This is a genomic window from Gordonia sp. 34D (assembly GCF_056682775.1).
This window is the reverse complement of sequence record NZ_CM155293.1, coordinates 1,027,145-1,043,197: the sequence shown is the minus strand read 5'-3', so window position 1 is coordinate 1,043,197 and position 16,053 is coordinate 1,027,145. Positions and strand designations below refer to the sequence as shown.

14 protein-coding genes are annotated in these 16,053 nt (G+C 62.3%); 6 read left to right on the top strand and 8 right to left on the bottom strand.

Translation table 11 applies throughout. The features are described 5' to 3' along the window. Nucleotides 1-15: 15 nt before the first annotated feature. From katG to AC1L34_RS04790, 3 genes are all read right to left on the bottom strand, one after another. A complete protein-coding gene (katG, locus tag AC1L34_RS04800) occupies nt 16-2,160 on the bottom strand; it encodes a catalase/peroxidase HPI (protein ID WP_480035309.1) in 2,145 nt (714 codons plus the stop codon). Nucleotides 2,161-2,248: 88 nt separating this feature from the next. Then, on the bottom strand, nt 2,249-2,731 hold the full coding sequence (locus tag AC1L34_RS04795) for a Fur family transcriptional regulator (RefSeq protein ID WP_424295132.1): 483 nt from the start codon (nt 2,729-2,731) through the stop codon (nt 2,249-2,251). Between the two features lie 39 nt (nt 2,732-2,770). Beyond that, the gene (locus AC1L34_RS04790) at nt 2,771-3,817 is read right to left on the bottom strand and encodes a phosphotriesterase family protein (protein ID WP_424295134.1); all 1,047 of its coding nucleotides are present in this window, start codon (nt 3,815-3,817) and stop codon (nt 2,771-2,773) included. 162 nt (nt 3,818-3,979) lie between these two features. Between AC1L34_RS04790 and AC1L34_RS04785 the strand changes: the two genes are divergently transcribed. The 3 genes from AC1L34_RS04785 (at nt 3,980) to AC1L34_RS04775 (ending at nt 7,973) form a co-directional block, all read left to right on the top strand. Then, a complete protein-coding gene (locus AC1L34_RS04785) occupies nt 3,980-4,774 on the top strand; it encodes a phosphatase PAP2 family protein (RefSeq protein ID WP_424295135.1) in 795 nt (264 codons plus the stop codon). A 24-nt stretch (nt 4,775-4,798) separates the two neighbouring features. Beyond that, nucleotides 4,799-6,847 (top strand): serine/threonine-protein kinase, encoded by a 2,049-nt coding sequence (locus tag AC1L34_RS04780; RefSeq protein WP_424322997.1) that lies wholly within the window; start codon nt 4,799-4,801, stop codon nt 6,845-6,847. A gap of 124 nt (nt 6,848-6,971) precedes the next feature. Further along, complete coding sequence (locus tag AC1L34_RS04775) at nt 6,972-7,973, top strand: IS481 family transposase (RefSeq protein WP_480035159.1); 1,002 nt, start codon at nt 6,972-6,974, stop codon at nt 7,971-7,973. Here the strand turns inward: AC1L34_RS04775 and AC1L34_RS04770 are convergent. After that, entirely contained in the window at nt 7,970-8,680 is a 711-nt protein-coding gene (locus tag AC1L34_RS04770) for a CPBP family intramembrane glutamic endopeptidase (RefSeq protein WP_424322643.1), read from the bottom strand. The two genes, AC1L34_RS04775 and AC1L34_RS04770, sit on opposite strands and share 4 nt — an antisense overlap. Nucleotides 8,681-8,828: 148 nt before the next feature. Here AC1L34_RS04770 and AC1L34_RS04765 point away from each other — a divergent pair, with 148 nt between their 5' ends. Continuing rightward, entirely contained in the window at nt 8,829-11,204 is a 2,376-nt protein-coding gene (locus tag AC1L34_RS04765) for an ATP-binding cassette domain-containing protein (protein WP_424293070.1), read from the top strand. Between the two features lie 6 nt (nt 11,205-11,210). On the opposite strand, the gene AC1L34_RS04760 is transcribed toward AC1L34_RS04765, so the two are convergent. Together AC1L34_RS04760 and AC1L34_RS04755 are read right to left on the bottom strand one after the other, a co-directional pair. Continuing rightward, nucleotides 11,211-12,161 (bottom strand): oxygenase MpaB family protein, encoded by a 951-nt coding sequence (locus tag AC1L34_RS04760; RefSeq protein WP_424293071.1) that lies wholly within the window; start codon nt 12,159-12,161, stop codon nt 11,211-11,213. Continuing rightward, nucleotides 12,083-12,427 (bottom strand): hypothetical protein, encoded by a 345-nt coding sequence (locus AC1L34_RS04755; RefSeq protein ID WP_480035158.1) that lies wholly within the window; start codon nt 12,425-12,427, stop codon nt 12,083-12,085. Before AC1L34_RS04755 ends, AC1L34_RS04760 begins: the two co-directional genes overlap by 79 nt. Nucleotides 12,428-12,634: 207 nt before the next feature. Between AC1L34_RS04755 and AC1L34_RS04750 the strand changes: the two genes are divergently transcribed. Beyond that, nucleotides 12,635-12,952, top strand: a complete 318-nt coding sequence (locus AC1L34_RS04750) for a DUF2853 family protein (RefSeq protein ID WP_424322646.1) — start codon at nt 12,635-12,637, stop codon at nt 12,950-12,952. A gap of 111 nt (nt 12,953-13,063) precedes the next feature. Here the strand turns inward: AC1L34_RS04750 and AC1L34_RS04745 are convergent, their stop codons facing one another. Both AC1L34_RS04745 and AC1L34_RS04740 read right to left on the bottom strand, forming a co-directional pair. Continuing rightward, nucleotides 13,064-13,549, bottom strand: coding sequence for a nuclear transport factor 2 family protein (locus tag AC1L34_RS04745; protein ID WP_424293322.1), 486 nt, complete (start codon nt 13,547-13,549; stop codon nt 13,064-13,066). Between the two features lie 34 nt (nt 13,550-13,583). Further along, the gene (locus tag AC1L34_RS04740; RefSeq protein WP_424293323.1) at nt 13,584-14,369 is read right to left on the bottom strand and encodes an SDR family oxidoreductase; all 786 of its coding nucleotides are present in this window, start codon (nt 14,367-14,369) and stop codon (nt 13,584-13,586) included. 202 nt (nt 14,370-14,571) lie between these two features. Between AC1L34_RS04740 and AC1L34_RS04735 the strand changes: the two genes are divergently transcribed. Further along, nucleotides 14,572-15,963 carry an IS1380 family transposase gene (locus AC1L34_RS04735; RefSeq protein ID WP_480034773.1) on the top strand — a complete coding sequence of 464 codons (1,392 nt, stop codon included), beginning with the start codon at nt 14,572-14,574 and terminating at the stop codon, nt 15,961-15,963. Nucleotides 15,964-16,053 lie beyond the last annotated feature (90 nt).

Sequence of the window (16,053 nt, the reverse complement as noted above, 5' to 3'; positions counted from 1 at the left end):
GCCGCTGCGTGGTGATTAGCCGCGCAGATCGAACCTGTCGGCATCCATGACCCGGACCCAAGCAGCGACGAAGTCGTCGACGAACTTGGCGCTGGCGTCGTCGGATCCGTACACCTCGGCGAGAGCACGCAACTGCGCGTTGGCACCAAAGACGAGGTCGGCGCGAGTTGCCGTCCATTTGCGGTCACCGGATGCGAGGTCGCTGCCGACGTAGGTGCCGTCGCCCGCCTCGGTCCATTCGGTTTCCATATCGAGGAGGTTGACGAAGAAGTCGTTCGACAGCGTCTCCGGACGGTCGGTCAGCACGCCGTGCTGCGACCCTCCGTAGTTGGCACCGAGAACACGTAGGCCGCCGACGAGTGCCGTCATCTGCGGGCCGGTGACCCCTAGCAGCTGTGCCCGGTCGACGAGCAGGTACTCGGCCGGGATCGGGGCATCCGCAGCCAGGTAGTTGCGGAATCCGTCCCAGCGGGGCTCCATAACGATGAAGGACTCCACGTCCGTCTCATCCTGCGAGGCGTCGGTACGGCCAAGTGAAACGGGGACCGTGACCTTGTGGCCCGCCGCGGCGGCAGCCTTTTCGACCGCCGCAGCGCCGCCGAGCACGATCACGTCGGCCACGGAGACCTTCTTGGTGCCCGACTCGGAGTTGAATGCCTCGGCCACGCCCTCGAGCACGGTGAGCGCCTTGTCGAGTTCGGCGGGCTCATTGACCGTCCAGTTGCGTTGTGGCTCCAGGCGAACACGTCCACCATTGGCACCACCGCGCTTGTCGCTGTTACGGTACGACGCCGCCGACGCCCACGCAGTCTTCACCAACTGGGCGACGCTGAGACCCGAATCCAGGATTTGCTGCTTGAGCGCGGCAGCGTCACTCTCGTCGATCGCTTCGTAGGTCGCCGCAGGTACCGGGTCCTGCCAAACCAGCGTCTCGCTGGGAATCTCGTTGCCGAGGTAACGGGAGAGAGGGCCCATGTCGCGGTGGGTCAGCTTGAACCATGCGCGAGCGAAGGCATCGGCGAATTCATTCGGGTTCTCAAGGAACCGTCGCGAAATCTTGCCGTAGATCGGGTCTTCGCGGAGTGCAATATCCGTTGTCAGCATCATCGGCTGGTGACGCTGCTCGGGATCCTGCGGGTCGGGAACACTCGTGGACCCAGCGTTGTCCTTTGGGCGCCACTGGGTAGCGCCAGCGGGTCCGGTGTAGGTTTCCCACTCGTAGCCAAACAACGTCCAGAAGAAGTTGTTGTCCCAGGTGACAGGGGTGCTGTTCCATGCGCCCTCGATGCCGGAACTGATGGCGTCGGCGCCGGAACCGGTGCCGTACGAGCTCTTCCAGCCGATTCCCATGTTCTCGAGCGGTGCGGCTTCCGGCTCGGGGCCGACGTTGTCGGCCGGTCCGGCGCCGTGGGTCTTGCCGAAGGTGTGACCGCCGGCGATCAGGGCGACGGTCTCTTCGTCATCCATGGCCATGCGCGCAAAGGTTTCGCGAATGTCGATAGCCGCCTTCAGCGGATCCGGGTTTCCGTTCGGACCCTCGGGATTGACGTAAATCAAACCCATCTGCACTGCAGCGAGCGGATTCTCAAGGTCGCGGTCACCGGTGTAGCGCTCGTCGTCGAGCCAGGTGGTTTCTGGACCCCAGTAGATCTCCTCGGGCTCCCACTTGTCGATACGACCACCGCCGAAACCAAAGGTCTTGAAGCCCATCGATTCGAGAGCAACGTTGCCGGCGAAAATAATGAGGTCGCCCCACGACAGCTTGCTGCCGTACTTCTTCTTGATGGGCCACAGCAGACGACGAGCCTTGTCGAGTCCTGCGTTGTCTGGCCAGCTGTTGAGCGGCGCGAACCGCTGCATGCCGTGACCGGCTCCGCCGCGGCCGTCAGCGACACGGTAGGTTCCGGCAGCGTGCCAGGCCATACGGATAAACAGTGGACCGTAGTGCCCGTAGTCGGCGGGCCACCACGACTTCGAGTCGTGCATGAGGTTCTCGAGGTCACGACGGACGGCAACGAGATCGAGTGACGCGAACTCCTTCGCGTAGTCGAAGTCGGCACCCATCGGGTCGCCCTCGGCGGGGTTTTCGGCGAGGAGTTTGAGGTTGAGTTGTTTGGGCCACCAGTCACGGTTTCCGCCGCCTTCGGACGGTGCGGCCATGCCACCGGTCACGGGGCACTGGGTGGGTTCGGGCTGAGATTCGGACACTGCAGTTCCTTTCGGTAATGAAACTTCGCAGGGGGTTTGTCTACGGATTTCGATCGCGGATTGAACTGTTCGCGGGGCCGGGGTCCTCCGGTTCACGCGTGGTGTCGTCGACTGCAGCGCAAGCGGGGCACACGCCCCAGTAGATGACCTCGGCTTCGTCGATCGTGAATCCGTGGTCGGACGCCGCCTGCAGGCATGGCGCTTCGCCAACAGCGCAGTCAACATCTTGGACATCGCCGCATACTCGGCAAACGAGATGGTGGTGGTTGTCCAACACCCGTGTCTCATAGAGGGACACGTGGCCCGACGGCTGGATCCGTCGGATGAGCCCGGCATCACTGAGAGCGTGCAGGACGTCGTAGACGGCCTGACGAGAAACGCCGGGAAGTTCTTCACGCACAGCAGCCAACACCGTGTCGGTTTCGGCGTGCGGGTGCGTGTCGAGGGCCGCCAGCACCGCAAGTCGAGGCCGGGTGACGCGCATTCCGGCTTCGCGAATCTTGGAAGTGTAATCGGTGGCCATGACTACATCGTACTACTTTTCTGTACCAAGTCCAGATAATTAGGAATTTTTCATCGAAATAGATCGAATGGCTGCCGGGTCGGCCGCACCGACCTCCGTCTCGACCCCCGCTTGCGCCGCACCCGACGACAGAAAACGGCGCGGAACGTCGCGGGTCATGATGTCGATCGCGCGCTGATCCACCCCCTCCGACAACAGGTCGGGAATCACTCGTTTCGTGATCTGGAAGTAGTCCCAATCCGGCACGTACTCTTGCCGCTTGGCGACGTCGAACCAATCGCTAAACGAGGACGAATCCTGAGACAGCACCATTCGATCTGCGTAGCCGCGCTCAACCAACTCCCGCACCGTGCGAAGCCGGTCTGAATAGGGGAGCAGCACATCCAACCCGAATCGGTCCATCCCGAGGATCGAGCCAGCGTCGGCGAGTCGCATCAAGTAGTCGAGGTCGGTGGTATCACCGCTGTGGGCAATCTGAACCCGGGTGAGATCAACACCTTCCTCGGCGAGGACGCGTTGCGCGATCAGTCCGGACTGCGTGTGCGGATTGGTGTGGACCACCACGGGGGCCCCGGTCTGGACTGCGGCGCGTCCGACCGACCGCATTACTCGCTCCACGCCGGAACTGAGTCCCTCAGCCTCAATGGCACAGAACAGGAAGCCCGCTTTAATGCCGGTGTCGCCGACACCCTCGGTGAGGTCGCGGATGAAAGCGGCATCGAGGGGATCCGGCAGGTCGTCGTAACCCAGGCCCGGCCCCGTGTAGTGAAACTGAAAAGGCAGATCGTGAAAGGTAAACAGTCCCGTCGCGACAACGATATTGAGCTCGACGCGCTCGGCGACCTTGGCGATGCGTTCTACATTGCGCCCCAACCCCGCAACGGAGACGTCCATGAGCGTATCGACACCCGCCGCCTTCAACTCGGTGAGCGTGGCAACGGCTTCGTCGACTCGGGCCGCTTCGTCCCAGTCGGTAAGGAAGTTGATCCGGTAGTCCTCGTTGAGCACAAAGATGTGTTCGTGTGAGAGCACCGTCCCCAGTTGGTCCGCATCTATCGGACCGGCTGCGGTGTTGATCCTCGCCATGACGCCTCTCGTTGGAATGTTGGCTCCAAGCGGTGCCATGCCAATCAACGTCCAAAGGTAGTCGCTGAAAAGGCCCAATGTGCGAGTACCGGCGAAGCTCTCTTCCCGGTGGGGTGCACACATCTCAGGGTTTCCCAAGCGAGAAGTTCTTAGCGTTGACGCATGCCCCAAGTTCCGACTGCGACAGCGGTCAAACCACTGGTCGCCAGCTCTCTGTTGCTGATGGCCCTCGTCGCGCTGAGCGTTAACGTGCTATCGGTGAACGGGCCCACCGGATGGGATGAGTCGGTGACGTCATGGATGCTGACACACCGGTCCGCGGGCGTAACGACCGTTGCCGAGTTTGTTTCCACGGTGATGAGCCCGATCGCCTCGATTCTTATTGCTCTGGCCGTCGGCGGCCTACTGTGGCGGCGCGACAGGACGACAGCACGTGGCCTGGCGCTGGTGTTGACGGTTGCGGCTGCCGATACGCTCACGGAGGTGCTGAAAATCCTGGTTCACCGCACGCGGCCCCCGTTGTCGTGGCAATTGGAAGCCCATGAGCTAGCAGGCTCTTTCCCATCGGGTCACACCACCGGTGCCGCAGCCTTGGCTTTCGGCCTGGCGGTGGTACTCCTGCCCCGAGCGAGCATCCAAGCTCGCCGACAAGACCAACATCGCGGTCGCGCGGTTGTCGCAATCGCCGTCGCAATCGTCGTCGCAATCGTCGTCGCGGCCAGCGTCGCTGCCTCACGCGTATACCTGGGTATGCACTGGGCGACGGACGTGACGGCTGGCCTCCTGGTCGGCCTGATCGCCGCGCTTCTGGTACCAGCCATTCTAAATCTCCTGACCTCGCAGCATCAGGCGGGCAAGCATTCGGAAGATATGCACTCCGCACCAGGGCCGATCACCACCAGGGGCGATCATTACGGGGTCGATCACTACGGGGTCGATCACTCGAACGCCAAGTAGGGCTCCATGATTTAGGCTGTAGCAATGTTGAGCGCGGGGCAGAATTTTGCGAACTATCGGATAGTGCGGCAGCTGGGCGCTGGGGGAATGGGCGAGGTGTACCTGGCTGCCCATCCACGCCTGCCCCGCGAAGACGCCCTCAAGGTGCTTCCTACTGAGCTGACGGACGACCCGACCTACCGGGCCCGCTTCACGCGCGAGGCCGATCTCGCCGCCCAACTCGACCACCCCAGCATCGTGAGCGTGTACGACCGCGGCGAGTTCAATGGTCAGTTGTGGATCGCGATGAAGTACATCCCGGGCTCGGACTGCGATCAGTTGCTGCATGCCTCTGGTGCCATGACTTCGGAAGCCGTGATCCAGATCGTGTCGGCAGTCGGCGACGCACTCGACTACGCACACGAGCACGGCATGCTGCACCGTGATGTGAAGCCAGCGAACATTCTGGTCGACGATTCGTCGACGTCGCGCCGCAAGATCTACCTCACCGACTTCGGTATCGCGCGCACGATCGACAATGACACCGCACTCACCGCTGCCAACCTGACGGTTGGCTCGATTCAATACAGCTCGCCGGAACAGCTGCGGGGCGAGAAACTCGACGGCGGAACTGACCAATATGCACTGGCGTGCACCGCATTTCGACTCTTGACCGGGCGCGCGCCGTTCCCGTTGCCCAAACCCACCGACATTATCAGTGCCCACCTTTCGGCACCGGCTCCGAGTGTGACGGCCATCTTGCCGACCCTCGCACCGACCGTCGACACTGTGATAGCGCGCGCCATGGAGAAGGACCCCGCGAGGCGTTATCGCACGTGTGCCGACTTTGCCTCAGACCTTGCTGGCGCCCTGACCAAGCCAGGTTTCAGTCCACGCCGCGCTGAGCCCGGCCAGCGTGCGGCTTACGCGCCCACGATGATCAGCGGCACCCCGATCCCGCCGCAGCCAACGTCGCAGCCTCTCCCGCAGTCGGACCCCCGAAATCAGGTTCCCCCAAGCTCCGGTCAACCCAATGTTGGCCAGCCCAACCTGGCTAACCCGAACCCGATGCCGCAGGGCCCGGCCCAGCAGCCGCAGAACCCGTACGCTGCGCCGGCTTCCGGCACGCCGCAGGCACCGCCTTCACCCGCCGCCACCTACGGTGCCCCGCCGAGCCAAGGTCCGTCGAACCAGCCGCCGTTCAATCAACCGCCGTTTAACCAGGGTCCGCCGAATTCCGGTCCGTACGGATTCGGTCCACAACAGCCCTACGGTGCCCAACCTTCTCCGCAACCATCCAGTGGGGGCAGTGGATCGAAGAAGGTTCTCATCGCGCTCGGCATTCTGGCTCTGGTAGCTGCACTGGCAGTTGGTGGCACCTTCCTATTCCGTTCCATTGACAAGCCGAAAAACGCTTCAGATTCTTCGGTGGCCACCAGCGCCAGCCCGTCAACTAGCGACACGTCAGCTCCGACATCTCCGCCGTCGACCAGCGTTGGTAGCGATCCGCAAGTGGTGGCGGGCGTACCCACCGCATGCACGGTCGGCACAGACACGCAAGGGGTTTCGGCGACGACGGTGGCCGTCCCACCGATCTCTATCCCGTCCGACGAGTTGCCGAAGAGCCCCGGCTGGGTAGCCGACGACGGGCGGTCACGCGTCCCGTTCGCGGCACGGGCAAGCGGGGTTGTCGCACCACGGCCCAATCCGGATAGTTCGTGGATGGCTCAGGTGACGGTCGGAACGCTCCCGTCGAACTTCAGCGGCAATACCGAAGCGACCGTCCGGAAGTTCATCGAGTGCCTGCAAACGAACCCCGGCTATGCGCCAAGTTCGCCGTCTGCACCGACGATCGGTGAAACTCGCAGCAATGTGATTGAAAATTCGTCGATCAAGTACACCCTCATGAAGGCGCAGATTCGGGTCGCCCGAGGCGGATCGGATGTGCAGGGTGACGACATCATCGCTGTCGTCATCGATTCATCACCGATGACCTTCGCTTTCGGTGCCAGCCCGATCGGCGACAGCCGCAGCCAGGCCGAGGTTGAAAAGGCCATCCTGGGTCTGCGCGTGGTTACCGGACAGGCCACGTAACCTGCACACCCTCACGGTCGCGCTAGGTGTAATTCCTCGGGACGTTGTGAACACCTGATGTAGGCGAAGACCTCCGGGCAGGATGTTGGGTTACCACACTCACCATCAACACCCGGAGGTCTTCGTGACACACGCTAACGCATTTCTCACCGCTGAGGGCCGCCGCCGGCTTGCTTCCCTGATCGTCGATCAAGGATGGTCACTTCGACGTGCCGCAGAACGTTTTCAATGCTCCCCAACAACAGCCAAAACATGGGCCGACCGTTACCGGGCTGGCGAAGAACTCACTGACCGAAGCTCACGGCCGCATTCCTCACCGAGACAAACAGACAAGCGAACCGAACGGCGAATTATCGCCCTGCGGTTCTCCCGTCAATGGGGTCCGCACCGCATCGGCTACCACCTAGGCATAGCCCGATCGACGGTCGAACACATCCTCAAGCGCTACCGCATGCCGCTGCTATCGGCGCTCGACCAAGCCACCGGACTGCCAGTGCGCCGGCCAAAGACAGTCCGTTACCAGATGAAGGCCCCCGGCGACCTCGTACACATCGACATCAAAAAGCAGGGCAAGATCCCTGATGGAGGCGGGTGGCGTACCCACGGGCGAGGCTCGCCAGAAGATCGTCGATCTGCTGTCGCCCGAGAAAAAGCCGGACGCAAAGGAGCATCATCGGCTCGCGGCTACCGCTACCTTCACCACGCCGTCGACGACTTCTCTCGTGTGGCGTACTCAGAGATCCTCGACGACGAACGTAAAGAGACCGCGGCCGCCTTCTGGAAACGTGTCAACGCCTACTTTGCCTCACTAGGCATCACCGTTCGGGCCGTCATGACCGATAACGGCGCTTGCTACCGATCAAAGTCCTTCGCTGAGGCACTCGGACCGAAGGTGAAACACCGACGTACCAGGCCCTACCGACCCCAAACCAACGGCAAAGTAGAACGGTTCAACCGGACTCTTGCTACCGAATGGGCCTACGCCGCCCGCTATCAAAACGAACACGAACGCGAGCTCGCGTACACAGCATGGCTACATCACTACGATCATCACCGACCCCACACCGGCATCGGTGGCCTCACACCGGCACAACGCTTTCACAACGTCACGAAGAAGTACAGCTAGGCCAGGTTCCAGGCGATCGCAGCGCCGAGCGCACCGGACGCGTTTAGGCTCCAATGCATCACGATCGGTGCAAGCAGGTTGGCAGTACGGAAGCGTAGCCAACTCAAGATGGCACCAGCGACCGTCGTCGCGACGACGGCGCCAAGCACGCCCGCAATCGCCGCGCCGATACCACCGCCAATCGCACCGGTGACCCCGGCGTTGCCCGCCGACAGGCCCAACGACGAAGCGATGTGCCAGATTCCGAACAAGCCGGCCGCCGCGGCGATGGTGAGACGACGGCTCAGCACGCGTCGCAACGAGCCCTGCAGCACGCCGCGGAACAGGAGTTCTTCAGGGAGTACCGTTTGCAGCGGGATCCAGACAAACGCGGCCATCATGGCGCCGCGCGCCGAGGCATATCGGTCGTTGAGGAAGAACTGCCTGGTGTAGGGGATGGCGACGGCAATCGCCACAATCACGATCACGGCGACGACGACGATCGCCGACCATCGGAAGCCGTATTTCAATTCGGCGAGGCTGACGCCCATATCGGCCCACGACAGTCCGCTGGCTCGGGCGGCGAGTGCCAGGATCACTGCGCCGAGTGGGACCGCGAGCATACCGGGCCAGTGTCCGGAAAAGTGGGCCAGCAGGTTGATAACAACCAGGGCCGCAATGACGCCGATAACCAGCGCAAAATCTCGTGTCTTGCGCGATTCGTCCACTCGCACCCCCGTCTTGTGAATAGTGCCGTGGGCTGAGTATGCCCTCAGCACCAACTGGCCGAACTATAGTCCCGTTCTCCGACAAATCGCCGTTCTCAGCCGGGGAAGTGATTGCGTCTCCGCCCATCCGGTCGAGCGTTCAGTAAGAATGGCTGTCATGTCTTCGATCGAATCCGCAGCCGCCGACAGTCATGACCTAATCCGAGTGCAGGGGGCCCGGGTCAACAATCTCAAAGACGTCAGCGTCGAGCTGCCGAAGCGTCGACTGACTGTCTTTACCGGGGTTTCCGGATCCGGGAAGAGTTCGCTGGTGTTCGGGACCATCGCCGCGGAATCGCAGCGCCTCATCAACGAAACCTACAGCGCTTTCGTCCAAGGATTCATGCCGTCGCTCGGGCGGCCCGATGTGGATGTCCTCGATGGCATTACGACCGCCATTCTCGTCGATCAGGAACGGATCGGCGGCAACCCGCGTTCAACGGTGGGCACGCTCACCGATGCCAATGCGATGCTGCGGATCCTGTTCAGCAAAGTCGCGTCCCCGCAGATTGGTGGACCGAATGCCTATTCGTTCAATATGCCAACGGTCCGGGGCAGTGGTGCCATCAAGGTCGAGCGCGGAACTGACGCCAAAGCCGTCAAGCAGACATTTGAACGCCTCGGTGGCATGTGTCCCCGGTGCGAGGGGATGGGGACGGTCTCCGACATTGACCTGACCGAGATCTACGACGCAGGCAAATCGTTGGCCGACGGTGCGCTGAAGGTGCCGGGCTACAGCATGGACGGCTGGTACGGCCGGATCTATGGTGGCAGTGGCTATTTCGACATGGACAAACCGGTGGGCACGTTCACCAAGCGTGAGCTTGACGATCTGTTGTATCGGGAACCGACCAAAATCAAAGTCGACGGCATCAACCTCACCTACGAGGGCGTGATCCCCAAGATCAGCAAATCCATGCTGTCGAAAGACCTTGAGTCTGTCCAACCGCATATCCGTGCGTTCATCGAACGCGCAGTCACTTCTGCCGCGTGCCCGGAGTGCGACGGAACGCGCCTGGCCGAACCGGCACGAACCTCCACCATTGGTGGTGTCAGCATTGCTGACGCCTGCCGCATGCAGATCACTGACCTCACGGCGTGGGTGGAAAGCCTCGACTATCCGATAGTCGCGCCCTTGCTCGATAAACTCCACGGTGCGTTGGACTCCTTTGTGGAGATCGGCCTCGGCTACCTGTCGCTCGAACGCCCGACGGGAACGCTTTCCGGAGGTGAGGCCCAGCGAACCAAGATGATTCGCCACCTCGGCTCAGCGCTCACCGACATCACCTATATTTTCGACGAGCCGACTGTCGGTCTGCACCCGCACGACATTGCGCGCATGAACAACCTCCTGCTCCGCTTGCGCGACAAGGGGAACACGGTGCTCGTAGTGGAACACAAGCCAGAAACAATCGCGATCGCCGATCATGTCGTCGATCTGGGTCCGCGAGCTGGATCGCATGGCGGAGAGATCTGTTTTGAAGGCACCGTGGACGGGCTGAAGAAGTCCGACACCCTCACCGGCAGGCACCTCGACGACCGGGCACAACTCAAGGAATCGGTGCGTAAGCCGAAGGCGCACTTGGAAATCCGGAACGCTACCGCCAACAACCTGCAGGACGTCGACGTCGATGTTCCACTCGGCACCCTCACCGTTATCACCGGGGTCGCCGGTTCGGGAAAGAGTTCATTGATCCACGGCTCCATGCCGCCGAGCGCAGACGTCGTGGTGATTGACCAGACGGCGATCCGCGGATCTCGACGCAGCAACCCGGCAACCTACACGGGTTTGCTCGATCCGATCCGCAAGACCTTCGCAAAAGTCAACGGCGTCAAACCGGCACTGTTTAGTCCCAACTCCGACGGCGCTTGCCCCAACTGCAAGGGCGCGGGCGTTATCTACACGGACCTGGCGACCATGGCTGGCGTCTCAACAACCTGCGACGTGTGCGACGGCAAGCGATTCGACGCCGCGGTTCTTCACTATCACCTCGCTGGCCGCGATATCAGCGAGGTGCTCGCGATGTCGGTCGACGAAGCGCTCACGTACTTTGGGGAAGGGGAGGCGCGAACTCCGGCCGCCCACAAGATCCTCAGTCGACTGGCAGACGTCGGACTGGGTTACCTGACGATCGGTCAACCGCTCACCACTTTGTCGGGAGGCGAACGACAGCGCATCAAACTCGCCGCGGCAATGGCCGACAAAGCAGCGGTGTACGTCCTCGACGAACCGACTACGGGCCTGCACTTGGCCGACGTTGAACAGTTGCTTGGCCTCCTCGATCGTCTCGTCGACGCGGGCAAATCGGTGATCGTGATCGAGCATCACCAGGCAGTGATGGCTCACGCCGACTGGCTTATCGACATTGGTCCGGGTGCGGGACAGGATGGCGGTCGTGTGGTGTTCGAAGGCACCCCGCGCGACTTGGTCACCGCGAAGTCGACACTGACCGGCGAGCATCTGGCCAACTACATCGGTGCCTGACGTTCGCTACGCCACCCGAGAAATTACCGACGAATCGCCGATCACTACCGGTGTCGGAGTCATGGTGGCAAGGAAGGAGTCGGCGCGTCCAGCACCGGACTCGGCAGCACGTCGGCGACCACCGGGTAGTTGGGCCGCAGCGGAGCGAGCGATGTTGAGGCCGAAGACCAGCGGCGGGTACCAGGGCACCGCCGAACTATTGACGCCAAGGTGCTCGAGCGTCTTCCGGCCAAGGAAAGCACGGGCAATGCCGAGGTGCTGTGACTTCGCGACCCTGCGACGTAACTGCACCAACGAGTCGTAGTGCCACTGGTCGGGGTCGTCGACCATTGGCGCGGCGAGTTCCCTTGAGGTCTCGTCAGGTGTCGCTAAAGCTGCGGAGGTGTGGGCAAGGATGCGGACCGCGTCGCGAAAACTGTGCGGTTGATAGGCCTCGTCAACTCCGATCAGCCAACCGACGTAGCGAGTCAGGTGCGCGATGGCCTGGTACTCGCGAGGGTTATTCACCAGGCCGAGGCCGACGACGCCGATTGACGGCGCGACCAGGGATCCGACGAGGGTCGCAGCCATGTCGGTCTGGTTGATCGGCAAGCCCCACCTGGTGTTGTCCCAGTCGGGCATCGATTCCACGTGTTTGCGCACCATTGAGTGAATGAAACGCACTCGAATGGTCGATCGATAGCCCGCACCGCGAACCTTGAGGCCACCTGGACTGATGACGTCGAGCGCCCAGCGTGAGGTTTCGGCGAAACGCTTGTTGGAACCCTTGGTGAGGGCGCCAGTGCGCAGCAGCGTCTGGTTGAAACCGGAGAACTGGTAGCCGCCCATCAAGGCTACGTCTCTCGCGATGTACAGGCCGTCGGCACCGCCGCTCTGCATCACTTGGGCCGCGAGGGCCAGTTGGCCTTCGTCGACCCAGTCTGGAGTCGCTTCGATGTGCCGGAAGAAGGCTTCCATCTGCGGGGCGCGCCGTCCACGGTGTCGATTCCGTCGGTTAGCGCCTGTTCGAAGAGTGGCCGAGTCTGGTTCATTCCAGCAGTCGCCATCTCGTCAACTACGCCATCCATCATTGGATCGCCGGCCATGAGTAGCTCGCCCAACTTTGCGAACTCGGCACCGGTCGGCTTGCCGATGCCCAGTAGTCGACTGGCCAACTCAATCCCCGCCGGAAGGCGACGCGGCTTTTCTGGATGACGCTCCGGAACCACTGCGACCACGACCATCTCCGTTTCCTCTAGCAAGTTCTCGTTCAAGAATCAGCCTAGGCATCCGGTGCGATAAATTCCCAGTTTCGTCTCAACTCGCAGTTGGCGTGTGATCGTCGAAGCCAATCTGGCACCATGCGGGCCCGCTTACACCAGCACATGTCGGGAGCGAGGCATACTGTGCGCTTGCAAGGATTTACGAAGACCCAAATCGGAGGACCCTGAATGAGCGACGCCCGTGAAACTGTTCTGGAATATGCACCCCACGCCGATGTGGAGATCATCGACAAGCTGGCGGCCACGTACCGTCTGGTCCTGAGCAATCGCGACGCCGCGTTGGTCTCGGCAAGTGACCCCGCAGAACTCGCGACCGTCCGCGAGAACTTCCTCAAGAAGAAGCTCGGCCTTACCGATTCTGATGAAGCCCTCGATCAAGCCATCGCCGATGTCTTGGCGACGATGAAAGATGGCAAGTCGAACCCGCGCCTAGCTGTCTACTACTTGCTGGCTGAGAAGTTCGGCAAGCTCGATGCGCTGAAGTAGGTTCCCGAAAGTAGTTCTCTGAAGTAGTTCCCCGGAGATCGAAAATGGGCCGGGTCGCCAACAGGTTGGTGTTGGCGACCCGGCCCATTTCGTGGCCCAGAAGGTACCGGACTAGCTCCGAACGATTGCCGGGCCCTGCTCCACCACAAGGCCCGCAGCCGACAGTTTTCCGCGGGCTTCAAACGTCCGCTCGTACCCGGTTGCGCTGATTCGCCAACCGTCATCGGTGCGGCGATAAGTATCGCTGTAGAACGCAGCGCCAATAATCAGCACGTCGTAGTCGGGGATCAGCACCCGATCCTGGAGATACCAACTACCGGTCGCCGTATCGCCGTCGATCTCAATGATCGGGTGGTTCACGCGGTGTTCCGTCGACATCGTCGGTGCCATCGCTTTGCTAAGGAAGGCGATCAACGAATCCCGGTCGGCGTAGTTCAGCGCCTTGCCGCCAACCTCGGAACCGTAGGAGGCCACGACGTCCTCCGTCAGGGTATCGGCGAGCGCCACCCAATCCTTGGTATCAACGGCCCGCAGGTAGCGGTATTTCACGGTCTCGATCGCACGGAGGTCGGCGAGAAGTTCAGCACTGTCGGTCATCGGTTTTCCTCTTCGGTTTGGGTCTGAGTAACGATCACAGGTCGGGGATCGGCGCGACGAAGCTAGCAGCCACGAGCCCGCCATCAACCTCGAGGGTCTTGCCAGTCATATACGACGACGCGTCGGCAGCAAGGAACACTGCGGCCGACGCAATGTCATCGGGAGTGCCGAGGCGTCGCATCGGAGTACGCGACTCAATCTCGCTGCGGATCTCGTCATTGGACGCCACGTACTCGAGCGCTGGCGTCGCAGTGGTGCCGGGGGCGATGGCGTTGACACGGATACGCGGCGACAGGTCTTGCGCGGCCATTCGCGTGTAGTGCGCCAATGCCGCCTTCACTGTGCCGTAAGCGATGAATCCGCGTCCGGGGTGAGCGGTGATAGAGGAGGTGATGTTGATGATGGAACCGCCATTTGGATTCTCCAGCATCTTCGGTACCGCAGCGAGGTTCAGCGCGTGAGCGGTGCCAACGTTGAATGCGAAAGCGCCCGACAGTTCCTGAACGCTCGTCTCCAAGAATGGTTTCGGCATGGCACCGCCGACATTGTTAACCACGACGTCGATCGCGCCGAACTCGGTGATTGCCGTATCGACCAGCACGGCGGGGTCATCCTTGAACAAGTTCAGGGACACCACCGCGGCACGTCGGCCAAGAACTTCGATTTGGCTGGCAACGTGACCCAACTGGTCCGCACTTCGCGCAGCAATCACCACGTCGGCACCTGCTGTCGCCATGGCGAGCGCAATCCCGGCACCAATGCCGCGTCCCGCGCCGGTGACGATGGCAACCTTGCCGTCGAGGGTGAACTTGTCGGTCATCTGTCATGCCTTTCGGAGTCGACTCCAGGAGTCGGAAGGGGCCACCGTCGAGTGCAGCCATAGCCGCTCACAACGTAGCTAGCCTCGGGCTTTCATCGCTGAATTCGCCTGACCTGCCGTTTTCATGAAGAAAGGTGCTCTGAGCTGCAATAATTGTTGTTGCGAAACGACAATCACAAGCAGGGCAAGGAGCACCTTTCTGGTGAAGAACTCTACCGTGTTTTACCCGCAGATTCAGGCCACCGCCGACGGCGGCGGCATCATCACCCACGGCGGCACCGTCCTGGCCACCCGTACCGCCGAACTCTCCGGCCTCACCGACGCGCTACGGACCGCGCTCGCGCCGTGGCGCAAACCCCTCGCGACCCACGATCCAGCGAAGATCCTCCTCGATTTGGCCACGAGCCTGATCGTCGGCGGTGACTGCCTGGCCGACATCAGCATGGTCCGCGGTCGTCCCGACGTGTTCGGTCTGGTGGCCTCCGATCCGACGGTCTCACGCCTGATCGCCACCCTGGCCGCCGATCCCGAGCGGGCTGTGAACGCGATCCGGGCCGCTCGCGCCGCCGCCCGCCAGCGGGTGTGGTCCCTGGCCGCCGATCAGGCTCCCGATCATGGTCGGTCGGCGAAGAAGCCGCTGATCATTGACATCGATGCGACGTTGGTGACCGCCCACTCGGAGAAGGAGCAGGCGAAGCCAACCTATAAGCGGGGCTTCGGTTTTCATCCGTTGATGGCGTTCATCGACCACGGGCCAGACGGGACCGGGGAGGCCGCTGCGGCGATCCTGCGGCCCGGCAACGCCGGTTCCAACACCGCCGCCGACCACATCACGTTGACGCAGAAGATCCTTCAGCAGGTTCCCGGCATCGGGTCTCGGCTCGGTAAGTCGATCCTGATACGCACCGACTCGGCCGGCGGCACCCACGACTTCATCGATTTCCTCGCCCGCCGACGCCTGTCGTATTCGGTCGGGTTTCCGTTGAACGAGACGATCGGTGACCTCATCGACCGGTTGCCGAAGAAGGCGTGGACCCCGGCCTACGACCCGGACGGTGAACCCCGCAAGAATGCTGACGTTGCCGAACTGACCGGAGTCCTGGACCTCTCGGGGTGGCCGGCCGGGATGCGGGTCATCGTCCGCCGTGAGAAGCCGCATCCGGGCGCCCAGCTGCGGATCACCGACCGCAATGGGTGGCGCCTGATCGCGTTCGCCACCAACACCACCGGCGGCCAGCTCGCCGATCTCGAGGTCCGGCATCGGCGGAGGGCCCGCTGCGAAGACCGTATCAGGATCGCGAAAGACACTGGCCTGACGAACTTTCCACTCAAAGGGTTCGCGCAGAATCAGATCTGGCTCGCCGTGGTCGAGGTGGCGTGCGATCTGCTCGCCTGGACCCAGATGCTGGCTTTGGCCGGTACCGCAGCGCGCCTGTGGGAACCCAAGAAGCTGCGCATGCGACTGTTTGCGACCGCGGCCCGCCTGACTCGTCACGCCCGCCGACTCCGGCTTCGGTACGACCGGCATCATCCGTGGAGTGGTCTGCTCGCTGCCGGCCTCGAGCGGCTGGCCGCCTACCCGGCACCCGGCTGACTCGGTAGCCGAGCCCTGACCTTACGAGATGAAAGAACCTGCTCTTCCGGTGATGTGGAACCCGGACGTATCCGACGATCGGCGGCCTTG

Coding starts and splice junctions, on each gene's coding strand:
- katG (WP_480035309.1), bottom strand. CDS start 2,160: ATGGCCGCACCGTCCGAAGGCGGCGGAAACCGTGACTGGTGGCCCAAA.
- AC1L34_RS04795 (WP_424295132.1), bottom strand. CDS start 2,731: ATGGCCACCGATTACACTTCCAAGATTCGCGAAGCCGGAATGCGCGTC.
- AC1L34_RS04790 (WP_424295134.1), bottom strand. CDS start 3,817: ATGGCGAGGATCAACACCGCAGCCGGTCCGATAGATGCGGACCAACTG.
- AC1L34_RS04785 (WP_424295135.1), top strand. CDS start 3,980: ATGCCCCAAGTTCCGACTGCGACAGCGGTCAAACCACTGGTCGCCAGC.
- AC1L34_RS04780 (WP_424322997.1), top strand. CDS start 4,799: ATGTTGAGCGCGGGGCAGAATTTTGCGAACTATCGGATAGTGCGGCAG.
- AC1L34_RS04765 (WP_424293070.1), top strand. CDS start 8,829: ATGGCTGTCATGTCTTCGATCGAATCCGCAGCCGCCGACAGTCATGAC.
- AC1L34_RS04760 (WP_424293071.1), bottom strand. CDS start 12,161: ATGGAAGCCTTCTTCCGGCACATCGAAGCGACTCCAGACTGGGTCGAC.
- AC1L34_RS04755 (WP_480035158.1), bottom strand. CDS start 12,427: ATGGTCGTGGTCGCAGTGGTTCCGGAGCGTCATCCAGAAAAGCCGCGT.
- AC1L34_RS04750 (WP_424322646.1), top strand. CDS start 12,635: ATGAGCGACGCCCGTGAAACTGTTCTGGAATATGCACCCCACGCCGAT.
- AC1L34_RS04745 (WP_424293322.1), bottom strand. CDS start 13,549: ATGACCGACAGTGCTGAACTTCTCGCCGACCTCCGTGCGATCGAGACC.
- AC1L34_RS04740 (WP_424293323.1), bottom strand. CDS start 14,369: ATGACCGACAAGTTCACCCTCGACGGCAAGGTTGCCATCGTCACCGGC.